This window comes from Mycobacterium sp., from assembly GCF_049683935.1.
Lineage (GTDB): Bacteria > Actinomycetota > Actinomycetes > Mycobacteriales > Mycobacteriaceae > Mycobacterium.
Genome location: NZ_JBAUJR010000025.1, coordinates 1 through 9,789, shown reverse-complemented (window position 1 = coordinate 9,789; position 9,789 = coordinate 1). Strand labels below are relative to the sequence as shown.

Sequence of the window (9,789 nt, the reverse complement as noted above, 5' to 3'; positions counted from 1 at the left end):
GTCTGCAGGTGCACGACATCGCCCCGATGCGGGTGGCGCGCCGCGACGCGCTGCTGGCGCTCGGGGTGGTCGACCGGCGCTCCGGCTATCCGCTCGAGTTGTTGGTACGGGCAGCGCAAGCGGGCTGGTCGGTCACCGAACACGACGTGGCGTACGGGCCACGCACCGGCGGCAAGTCAAAGGTCAGCGGTTCGGTTCGCGGCAGCGCCACCGCCGCATGGGATTTCTGGCGGGTCATCTCGTGATACCGGTGAGCGTGCTGGTGGTCGCCAAGGCGCCGGTGCCGGGTTTGGCCAAGACCCGCCTGGCGGCCGGGGTGGGTGACGACGTGGCCGCCGAGATCGCCGCGGCAGCGCTGCTCGACACACTCGACGCGGTTGCCGACGCTCCGGTGGCCGCCAAGGTGGTCGCGCTGACCGGGAACCTCGACGATGCCAAGCGGTCGCACGAGATCCGTTCCCGGCTCGCTGATTTCATCGTCGTCACCCAACGCGGTGACGGCTTCGCCGACCGGCTCGCCAATGCCCATCTGGACGCGGCCGCGGCGACCGGCGGGCTGCCCGTGCTGCAGATCGGAATGGACACCCCGCAGGTGGACGCGGAGCTGATCGGTCGGTGTGCGCAGTCGCTCGCCGACCACGACACCGTTCTCGGCATGGCCCGCGACGGTGGCTGGTGGGTGCTGGGTGTCACCGACGCCGCGACGGCCGACTGCCTGCGTGACGTACCGATGTCGGCGCCGGACACGGGCGCTGTAACGCTGGCGGCGCTGCAGCACACGGTCAGGCATGTGGAACTTCTCTGTGAGCTCGCCGACGTCGACACCCTCGACGACGTCGTCGAGGTACGCCGCGCCTGTCCGCCCGGATCCCGGTTCAGCCGGATCACCGCCACCCAGGGGGTCTGATGTTCGGACAGCTCTACGACCGCGCGCTCGACGGCGAGCGATGTTGGATCCGGCACGACGACGGCCGGGTCAAGAAGCTCCCGGTGCGCAGTTGGCTGGGTGGGCGCCACGCAGACGTCCGGTTCGACGACGCGGTGGTCGGCATGTGTAAGGGCCCGACGATCGACCTGGGTTGCGGCCCGGGCCGGCTGGTCGCGCATCTGGTGGCACGCGGTGTCCCGGCGTTGGGGGTGGATCTGTCGGCGACGGCGGTGAAGCTGGCGCGCAGCAGCGGCGCACCGGCGTTGCGGCGGGACATGTTCGATCCCCTTCCGGCCACAGGTCGCTGGCAGACGGTCCTGTTGGCCGACGGCAACGTCGGGGTGGGCGGCGACCCGCGAAGGGTGCTCGCCCGGGCGGCCGAGTTGTTGCGGTGCGGCGGCCACTGCGTCGCTGAATTCGATTCGACGACAACAGGAATCGATGTCGGCTGGGTCCGGTTGGAGTCGTCGCGCACGATCGGGCCGTGGTTCCGCTGGGCCTCGGTCGGAATCGACTGCGTCCCCACGCTGGCCGTCGAGGTCGGGCTGGCAGTGGCCGACATCCACCGTATCGGTAGCAGGGTGGTCGCGACGCTGGCCGCGACGTGACCACGTCCCTACGCGGGACTGCGGTCACCGCACGGGTGGGGATGGCGCTGGGTGTCACGGTCGCGGTGTGCTTCGTCACCGGCCTGATGAGTCACTTCATCCAGCACCCTCAGCCCTGGTTCTGGTGGCCTACGCGGCCGGTCGGGCTGTACCGGTTCACCCAGGGACTGCACGTCGCCACGGGAATCGCCGCGATCCCGCTGCTCATCGTCAAGCTGTGGTCGGTGTGGCCGAAGCTGTTCGAGCGGCCGCTGATCGGTGGCGTCGTCCGCCAGATCGAACGACTGTCGATCCTGGTGCTGGTCGGGTCGATGCTGTTCCAGCTCAGCACCGGCCTGCTCAACATCGCCCAGTGGTACGCGTTCGAGTTCTTCTTCACCACCGCCCATTACGCGATGTCCTATGTGGCGGTGGGTGCCATCATCGTGCACATCGGCGTCAAGTTGCCGGTGATCCGTCAGGCGCTCAGCGAGCCGATATCCGATGTCGCCCAGGGCGGGACGGTCGGTCCGTCCCGCCGCACCGTGCTGCGCGGCACCTGGCTGGCGGTGGGGTTGGCGACGGTGGTCACTGTCGGGCAGACGGTGCCGCTGCTGCGCCGCGTGTCGGTGCTCGCCCCGCGAACCGGCGAAGGGCCCCAGGGTGTTCCGATCAACCGGTCGGCGATCGCGGCCGGAGTGACGCGCGCCGCGAGTTCGCCGGACTACCGGCTGACGGTCGCCCACGGCGACCGTACCCAGACCTTCACGGTCGCCGACCTGCAGGCGATGCCGCAGACCACCCACCGGCTGCCGATCGCCTGCGTGGAGGGCTGGAGCGCCTCCGCTGACTGGACCGGTGTGGTGCTGGCGGACCTGATCGCCACGGTGGGGGCGTCGGCGGATTCCGACGTGCGGATGATCTCGCTCGAACCTCCGGGTCCGTACTCCCGGACGGTGCTGCCGGCCCGCCACGCCCGCGACGACATGACGCTGATCGCGCTGAAGATCAACGGCGAAACCCTCAACCTCGACCACGGATATCCGTGCCGCCTGATTGCGCCGACGAGACCCGGTGTGCTGCAGACGAAGTGGCTGACCCGGATCGAGGTCGTCTGATGTCGGCGCTGCGGGTGCTCCTGGTCGTCGCCGGAGTCGCCGTCGGTGCCTACGGCGCGGTCCTGCTGTGGGACTTCTCGCCCACCGTGCTGGTGCGAATCGCGGTGTGGACGGCGGTCGGTGTCATCGTCCACGATTTCGTGTTCGCGCCACTGTGCGCCGCGGTCGGGCTTGCGGGTCGGGCCCTGATCCCGGTGCGCTGGCGGGCGCCCGCTGCGGTGGCCGCGCTGTGCAGCGTCGTTCTGGTGGTGTTGGCGATCCCGGTGTACAGCAAGCCGGGCGCACGCCCCGACAATCCGACGGTGCTCGACCGCGACTACGCACTGGGGCTGTGGATCGTGATCGCGGCGGTGTGGATCTGCGTGCCGCTGTATTACGTCGTGGCCCGGCGGCTACCAGTTCGTCAACACCAGGTGGTTGAGCGTCAGGGCGCCGATGACGTTGAGCGCCAACCACCATCGGTGTGACGGCCGCGGGAGAAGGGCGGCGGCGGCCACCAGCCACATGGTGAAGGGCAGCCAGATGCGTTCGGTCTCGGCCTTGCTCAGCCGCGACAGGTCGGCGAACACGATCGCCAGCAGGGCGCCCATGATCAGCAGGTGCAGCCCGGACCGCCGCCGGATCGCCGTGATGTCGAGGGCCCGACCGATTCCCGCCACGCTGCCCAGACCGATGGCGCACACCACCGACGCGAAGTTGGCCCAGCCCCAGTACTGGAAGGGGCGGTCGCTGGCGATGCCCTGCCAGTAGCGTTCCTGTACCAGGAGGTATCCGTCGAACCACCAGAAACCGGCGGCCAAGAACACCGCGGCGACGGCCAGCGCGGCGAGCACCGCGGGCACGAGCGTGGTGAGGGCGGCGCGCCAGGTGGTCGCGCTGAGCAGGACCGCGAGCGCGGGCAGAACCATCAGTCCCAGACCGTAATTGAGGAAGATCCCCCAACCCAGCAGCAGTCCTGCGCCCACCGCCGCCGCCACCGGCAGCCGGGTCGACCTGGTGACCGCGAGCGCCAGCAGGGTGATGCCCCAGGCCGCGACGCCGGCGAAATAGCCGTCGGCGGACACTGCGACCCAGATGGCGGTCGGCGCTACCGCCACGAACGGGGCCGCCGATCGGGCGGTGTCCTCGTCGGCCAGCGCGCGGACCGCGACGACGATCGCGGCCGCCACGCTCGAGCCGGCCAACAGGCACAGCAGTCCCGCCCAGGCTCCTCCGCTCAACCCGATGCGGTCTAGCCAGACGAAGGACAGCAGCGCACCCGGGGGATGTCCGGAGACGTGGGTGATCCAGGAATCCGGTTGGTAGTCGAGGATCCTGCTGGAGAACGTGCGGACGGTTTCGGGGATGTCGGTGATGCCCGGTACCTGGCGCAGGTACTCGTGGCGGGCGGTCAGTCGGCCGGCGAAGCCGCGCTGCCAGCCGTCGATCATGGCCAGCGAGAACGCCCAGACGCAGGACACCGCCCAGACCGTCCACGGCAGCGCCCGCCAGGGCAACCGCTGCGCCAGCGACGGACCCCACAGCACCGCAGCGACGGCGATCAGGATCGCGGGGATGGTCCCCGGACCGACGTGTGGATTCCACCAGCCGAAGATCGGTGCCATGCCGGCGAAAGTTCGGAACCGTTCGGGGGTGGCGTTGATCAGTGGGGTGACGATGCCGAGGTCGAGGTGGGGGACGACAAACGCCGCCACGACAAGAACCACGGCGGCGCTGACCGCGACCGCCTCTTTGCGCATCCCTCTATCTTGCGCGAGCGCGCGTGTTTACACCCCAAGCGGCGCGCCAACCTGGGAAAATGTGCACGCTCAGTAGAGAACCTTGCGCAAGTTCTCCTCGGCGTAATACTTCTCCAACTCCTCCAGACTCCAGTCCCGGCGCATCGACTGGGCCAGCTGCGCGACGCTCGGCACGGCGCCCGGATCCCAGGTCTCCGGCCGCCAGGCATCTGACCTCAGGAAGGCCTTGGCGCAGTGGAAGAACACCTCCTCGATGTCGATCTGAAGGGCCAGAATGGGGCGCTTGCCCTGTATCGCCATCTCATCGAAGTAGTCGGCGTCGGCGAAGATGCGGGCGGTCCCGTTGATGCGCATCGTGTCGCCGCGTCCGGGGATGACAAAGAGCGTCCCGACATGTGGGCGTTCCAGCACGTTGAGGTAGCCGTCCACCCGCTTGTTTCCCGGCCGTTCCGGGATCGCGATCGTCGTCTCGTCGAGGATGTGCACAAAACCTGCCGGGTCGCCCTTCGGGGAGACGTCGACCCGACCGTGCGCATCGGTCGTCGCGACGAAGCCCAGCGGCGAATGTCCAAGCCAGTGCTGATGGACGGCGGACAGGCGGTCACCCACCTTGTTCGCCACATAGGGTTTCGGATACCCGACGATCTCGCGGAGCTCGTCGACTGAAGTCACTTCTCGGCTCATGCCTCCATCATGCGCGACGGCGCCGGGCGTGGGGGAGCTACCGGGGCGCCGAGCCGAACATCCGCATGAGCTCCCGACGGTCGACCTTGCCGATGCCTTTGCGCGGCAGCGTGTCGACGATGTGCACCTGGCGTGGTGCGGCGGTCGACGGCAACGAACCGGAGAGGTGAGAACGCAGCTGGTCCAATGTGATCGCCGTGGCAGGCTCGAGTACGACGGCGGCCACCACCCGCTGGCCCAGCCGTTCGTCGTCGACACCGAACACCGCGCACTCGGCCACCGCGGGATGGGTCGCCAGCGCAGCCTCGACCAACCCGGGCAACACGGTGAGCCCACCGGTGCTGATCGCATCGTCGACGCGGCCGAGGACCGACAGGATTCCCGAATCGTCGATCGCACCGATGTCATCGGTGCGGAACCGGCCGGGTTCGACGAACGGATCGGGAACAACGGGGTTGCGGTAGCCGGCGGCGACGGTCGGGCCGCCGAGGGAGATCCGGCCCCCGGCGTCCACGGTCACGTCGACGCCGTCCAGCGGACGGCCGTCGTACACGCAGCCCCCGGCCGTCTCGCTCATCCCGTACGTCCTGACCACCGAAATGCCCTCGGCTGCAGCTTTTTCCGCGACACCTGCCGGCATCGGGCCACCTCCGATGAGCACAGCGTCCAGCCCGGCCAGGGCGGCAGCGGCAGACGGATCCCGAAGCGCCTTGTCCAGTTGCGCCGCCACCAGCGATGCATACCGTCGACCCGGACCCAACGCGGCGACTGCGGAGGCCAGGTCGGCTGCGTCGAAGGCCGCCGGCACCGCGACGGGATCGGTGCCCGCCACCACGCTGCGAACAAGCACCTGGAAGCCGGCCACGTGGTAGGCGGGCAGTGCCAGTAGCCATCGGCCGGTTCCGCCGAGCCGGTGGTGGGTGGCTTCGGCGCTGGCCAGCAGTGCCGAAGCCGTCAGCAACGCGCCTTTGGGGGTACCGGTCGTTCCCGACGTCGACAGCACCACGGCGACGTCGTCGTCGATCTCCTCGCCGGCACGCAGAGCCCCTGTCAGCAGCGACGTGTGATCGGTGTCGTCAACAGGAACCGGTAGCACGCAGTCGCGGCCCTCGAGAACGTCGCCGACGACGGTCAGCGCCGACAGTGCTGCGGTACCGGACGGGATGCCGACCGGACGAAGGATGGCTATCGCTGACCTCCACATCACCCGACGCCGACACGACCTTCGGCAGCACGATAGTAGCTCCCGGCCGCCGGTTGAACGGCAGATGAAGACCTTGCCCGATCTGGTGAAATGCCGGTTCGCGGGCTATCCGTCGAGACGTCGGGCCCGCAGAATCGACTGCATGGCTGCGCGCGTCATCGACAACGTCGTCTCCTGGCTGAACGAGGGATATCCGCACGGGATTCCTCAGCAGGACTACTTCCCGTTGCTCGCACTGCTGGCCCGGTCACTGTCCGACGACGACGTCGTCACCGTCGCGCAGGCCGTGATGCGGAGCGCCGATTCGGGTTCCGTGTCGCCCCATGAGGTCCGTGCGGCGCTGCATGTGGTCACCGACTCGGACCCCGATACCGAGGAGCTCGAACGGGTCGCTTCGCGGCTCGCGTCGGTCGGCTGGTCGCTGACGGCGTCCGCGCGCTGACCGATGAGCAGCGCCTCCAGCCCCTGACAAGTCGGGGGTTTTCCCCGATTCAGTGTCGGCGGCCGATCACTAGGTTGTGGTGATCGGGTCGAACGACGAAGGGGGAAAGATGATCACGGTCATACGGGGGTTGGCGGCAGGCGCCGTGCTGGCGGCCGCTGCAGTCACGCTGGCGGGTCCGGCAGCAGCCCAACCGTTGGAGGGTATGTACTCCATCACCGTCATCGACGGTGCGGGGATCGTCGAGAACGGTGCCAAAGAAGGGGCGTTCGTCTCGCCGTGCGGCCCGGACTGCAGCCGGTTCGTCACGTCGGGGTGGTCGACAGAGGCCCGCCTGCAGGGCAATACGTGGAGCGGCGTCACCACGGCCGGTCTCATCCTGTCGTTCGACAAGGATTCGCTTGCCGGGACGATGGTGAAGGGCCCCCAGGTCGTGGGCGTGCAGCTGATCAAGGTCGGCTGACCCGCGTCGAGCTAGTCGCGGGTGTCGCGGCGCAGCGGGTGATCCCGAGGGATCTGCACGAAGATCAGCTTCACCCCGTCGGGGTCCAGGACGTGCATCTCGTGCAGCCCCCACGGTTCTCGGCGGGCTTCACGGGCGATGTCGACTCTGCGGCCTTGCAGCTCGGTCTGTGTCGCCTCCAGGTCGCGTACCTGCAGCCACAACGCACCGGGAAACGGCGGCGAGCCGGCGTCGGGGGCACCGTGGCCGGCGAGCTCGATCAGCGACTGCCCGGCGTAGAAGACGGTGCCCGCGCCGTACTCGCGGGCGATGGCCAGTCCGATGCCGTCGCGGTAGAACTCCAGGGACCGTTGGTAATCAGCCGGCCGGAGGAGCACTCGGCTGGCCAGGATCTCCATGAACCGTGTTTATCACGGCTGTCAGCCGATCCGGCGGCCGGTGCCCGCCCAGTAGGGGTCGCGGAGCGCGCGCTTGAGCACCTTGCCGCTCGGCGTGCGGGGCAGCGCCTCGACGAAGTCGACGGTCTTGGGGAGTTTGTATCCGCCGAGCCTCGTCCGGGCGAACCCGATGAGGTCGGCCTCACGCAGGGTCGCCCCCGCGGCGGGCACCACAACCGCCTTGACCGCCTCACCCCACCTGGTGTCGGGCACCCCGATGACAGCGACGTCGGCGACACCGGAATGGGTCATCAGAACGTTCTCGACCTCGACCGGATACACGTTCTCGCCGCCGGAGACGATCATGTCCTTGATCCGGTCCTGCAGGTACACGTAGCCGTGAGCGTCGACGTATCCGGCGTCGCCGGTTCGCAACCACCCGTCAGCGGTGAGTGTTGACGCGGTCGCGTCGGGGTTGTTCCAGTAGCCGACCATGTTCTGCTCCGACCGGGTCCACAGCTCGCCGACCACGCCGGTGGCGACCTCCGCACCGTCGTCGCCCACGATGCGTATCTGCACCCAGGGGTATGGCCTGCCGCACGACCGCAGGAGTTCGGGCCGGTGGTCGTGGCCGTCGAGTTGGGTGATCGATCCTGTCGTCTCGGTCATGCCGTAGACCTGAGCGAACACCTCACCGAAGCGGTCGATTCCGCGGACCAGCACATCGTCGCTGATCGGTGACGCGCCGTAGACGATCACCCGCAGATTCGAGAAATCGCATGCCTCGACGCCCGGGGTGTCGAGCAGGAACGCGATGACCGCGGGCACCAGCAGCAGGTTCGTCACGCGGTGACGGGTGATGGCATGCAGGATCGCCGTCGGGTCGACATCGGGTAGCACCACCGTCACCGCGCCCTGCCACAGGCCGGCGAACGCCCATCCGGATCCGGCCATGTGGAACAGCGGCATCACCGCCAGGCTGACGGCGTCGGCGCTGAACTGCCACGGCTCGGCCACCCCGGCGGTCTTGGCGCGGTAGTTGGTGTTGCTGAGCATCACGCCCTTCGGCAGCCCGGTGGTGCCCGAGGTGTACATCAGGAACACCAGGTCGTCGGGCCCGGTCCGCACGTCGGGGTCGACGGCGGGATGGGCGGCCACCCAGTCGCCGAACGCCGGCCAGCGAGGGTGTCTCCCGATCGCGATGACCTCGGCGCTCAGCTCGGTCTCGATGGCTTCGACGTGGCCGAAGAACTCCTCGCCGACCACCACCAGGAGAGCCCCGCAGTCGTTGATGATGTGCGCCATCTCGGGTGCGGCCAGTCGCCAGTTGACCGGTACGCCGACCGCGCCGAGCTTGGCCAGACCAAAAGCCACGTCGAAGAACTCGGCGCCGTTGCGCTCGATGAACGCCACCCGGTCGCCGAACCCGACGCCGGCCCGGGCGAACGCTTGCGCAGCCCGGCTGGACCGCGCGTCGAGCTCTCCGAAGGAGATGGTGTGATCACCGACGATCAGCGCCGGAGCGTCGGCGCGATCGCGGCCGTGCACCCGGACGACATCGGCCAGGCCGGCGATCCCAGGGACCGTCATCAGTCTCGGGGCTGCATCCGTTGACGTTTCATGATCGTGTCGACCGCGGCGGGGGCGATGCTGTTGATCGCGTGGGCGGTGACGGCGATCCGCGGCGCGATGCTGACCGGACGGTGCCGCGCGGCGGTGACCATCCAGTCGGCCGCTTCGTCCGCCGACAGCCCGGGCAGTCCGTCGTAGGCGCGGGTCGGGGCGATCATCGGGGTCTTCACCAGCGGGTAGTACAGGGTCGTCGAGTGCACGCCCTGGTCGCTCCACTCGGTTTCGATGATGCGGCTGATCGACGACAGTGCCGCCTTCGACGCGTTGTAGGCGCCGAACAACGGCGTCGACTCGGTTTTCACGCCCCAGGTGGACACGTTGATGATGTGGCCGTCGCCGCGCGCGAGCATGCCCGGCGCGAGTCCGCGGATCAGCCGCAGCGGCGAGTAGTAGTTGAGGGTCATGGTGCGTTCGACGTCGTGCCAGCGATCCAACGATTCGGCCAGCGGCCGGCGGATGGATCGGCCGGCGTTGTTGACCAAGATGTCGATCCCGCCGAGCTCCGCCTCCACGCCTGCGACCAGTGCATCCACCGCGTCGAGGTCGGACAGGTCGCAGGCGTGTGCCCGGGCGTCGCCGCCGGCCTCGTTGATGCGTGCGACGACGGCGTCGAGC

12 protein-coding genes and 1 pseudogene are annotated in these 9,789 nt (G+C 68.8%); 7 read left to right on the top strand and 6 right to left on the bottom strand.

Annotated features, from left to right (window positions below; genetic code table 11):
- From WA965_RS01645 to WA965_RS01625, 5 genes and pseudogenes are all read left to right on the top strand, one after another.
- A pseudogene (locus tag WA965_RS01645) lies at positions 1-245 on the top strand (glycosyltransferase); the annotation flags it as partial.
- Entirely contained in the window at positions 242-907 is a 666-nt protein-coding gene (locus tag WA965_RS01640; protein ID WP_526294392.1) for a TIGR04282 family arsenosugar biosynthesis glycosyltransferase, read from the top strand. The pseudogene WA965_RS01645 and the gene WA965_RS01640, both read left to right, overlap by 4 nt.
- A complete protein-coding gene (locus tag WA965_RS01635) occupies positions 907-1,536 on the top strand; it encodes a methyltransferase domain-containing protein (protein WP_526294391.1) in 630 nt (209 codons plus the stop codon). Before WA965_RS01640 ends, WA965_RS01635 begins: the two co-directional genes overlap by 1 nt.
- A gap of 41 nt (positions 1,537-1,577) precedes the next feature.
- A complete protein-coding gene (locus tag WA965_RS01630; protein ID WP_526294395.1) occupies positions 1,578-2,633 on the top strand; it encodes a molybdopterin-dependent oxidoreductase in 1,056 nt (351 codons plus the stop codon).
- Positions 2,633-3,100, top strand: a complete 468-nt coding sequence (locus tag WA965_RS01625) for a hypothetical protein (protein WP_526294390.1) — start codon at positions 2,633-2,635, stop codon at positions 3,098-3,100. Before WA965_RS01630 ends, WA965_RS01625 begins: the two co-directional genes overlap by 1 nt.
- On the opposite strand, the gene WA965_RS01620 is transcribed toward WA965_RS01625, so the two are convergent.
- From WA965_RS01620 to menE, 3 genes are all read right to left on the bottom strand, one after another.
- On the bottom strand, positions 3,026-4,372 hold the full coding sequence (locus WA965_RS01620) for a hypothetical protein (RefSeq protein WP_526294389.1): 1,347 nt from the start codon (positions 4,370-4,372) through the stop codon (positions 3,026-3,028). The two genes, WA965_RS01625 and WA965_RS01620, sit on opposite strands and share 75 nt — an antisense overlap.
- Before the next feature lie 69 nt (positions 4,373-4,441).
- Entirely contained in the window at positions 4,442-5,056 is a 615-nt protein-coding gene (locus WA965_RS01615; RefSeq protein ID WP_526294388.1) for an MSMEG_1061 family FMN-dependent PPOX-type flavoprotein, read from the bottom strand.
- Between the two features lie 37 nt (positions 5,057-5,093).
- Positions 5,094-6,260 (bottom strand): o-succinylbenzoate--CoA ligase, encoded by a 1,167-nt coding sequence (gene menE, locus WA965_RS01610; protein WP_526294394.1) that lies wholly within the window; start codon positions 6,258-6,260, stop codon positions 5,094-5,096.
- Between the two features lie 142 nt (positions 6,261-6,402).
- Here menE and WA965_RS01605 point away from each other — a divergent pair, with 142 nt between their 5' ends.
- A complete protein-coding gene (locus WA965_RS01605) occupies positions 6,403-6,702 on the top strand; it encodes a DUF3349 domain-containing protein (protein WP_526294387.1) in 300 nt (99 codons plus the stop codon).
- A gap of 109 nt (positions 6,703-6,811) precedes the next feature.
- A complete protein-coding gene (locus tag WA965_RS01600; RefSeq protein WP_526294386.1) occupies positions 6,812-7,165 on the top strand; it encodes a hypothetical protein in 354 nt (117 codons plus the stop codon).
- An 11-nt stretch (positions 7,166-7,176) separates the two neighbouring features.
- On the opposite strand, the gene WA965_RS01595 is transcribed toward WA965_RS01600, so the two are convergent.
- From WA965_RS01595 to WA965_RS01585, 3 genes are all read right to left on the bottom strand, one after another.
- Positions 7,177-7,563, bottom strand: a complete 387-nt coding sequence (locus tag WA965_RS01595; RefSeq protein ID WP_526294385.1) for a VOC family protein — start codon at positions 7,561-7,563, stop codon at positions 7,177-7,179.
- Between the two features lie 21 nt (positions 7,564-7,584).
- Positions 7,585-9,132 carry a class I adenylate-forming enzyme family protein gene (locus tag WA965_RS01590; protein WP_526294384.1) on the bottom strand — a complete coding sequence of 516 codons (1,548 nt, stop codon included), beginning with the start codon at positions 9,130-9,132 and terminating at the stop codon, positions 7,585-7,587.
- Positions 9,132-9,789 (bottom strand): SDR family oxidoreductase (locus tag WA965_RS01585; protein ID WP_526446964.1); only part of this gene is annotated, 658 nt, incomplete at its 5' end. The genes WA965_RS01585 and WA965_RS01590, both read right to left, overlap by 1 nt.

Excerpts from the sequence above, each read along its gene's own strand:
- WA965_RS01635 (WP_526294391.1), top strand. The coding sequence starts at position 907 with ATGTTCGGACAGCTCTACGACCGCGCGCTCGACGGCGAGCGATGTTGG.
- WA965_RS01630 (WP_526294395.1), top strand. The coding sequence starts at position 1,578 with ATGGCGCTGGGTGTCACGGTCGCGGTGTGCTTCGTCACCGGCCTGATG.
- WA965_RS01625 (WP_526294390.1), top strand. The coding sequence starts at position 2,633 with ATGTCGGCGCTGCGGGTGCTCCTGGTCGTCGCCGGAGTCGCCGTCGGT.
- WA965_RS01620 (WP_526294389.1), bottom strand. The coding sequence starts at position 4,372 with ATGCGCAAAGAGGCGGTCGCGGTCAGCGCCGCCGTGGTTCTTGTCGTG.
- WA965_RS01615 (WP_526294388.1), bottom strand. The coding sequence starts at position 5,056 with ATGAGCCGAGAAGTGACTTCAGTCGACGAGCTCCGCGAGATCGTCGGG.
- menE (WP_526294394.1), bottom strand. The coding sequence starts at position 6,260 with ATGTGGAGGTCAGCGATAGCCATCCTTCGTCCGGTCGGCATCCCGTCC.
- WA965_RS01605 (WP_526294387.1), top strand. The coding sequence starts at position 6,403 with ATGGCTGCGCGCGTCATCGACAACGTCGTCTCCTGGCTGAACGAGGGA.
- WA965_RS01600 (WP_526294386.1), top strand. The coding sequence starts at position 6,812 with ATGATCACGGTCATACGGGGGTTGGCGGCAGGCGCCGTGCTGGCGGCC.
- WA965_RS01595 (WP_526294385.1), bottom strand. The coding sequence starts at position 7,563 with ATGGAGATCCTGGCCAGCCGAGTGCTCCTCCGGCCGGCTGATTACCAA.
- WA965_RS01590 (WP_526294384.1), bottom strand. The coding sequence starts at position 9,132 with ATGACGGTCCCTGGGATCGCCGGCCTGGCCGATGTCGTCCGGGTGCAC.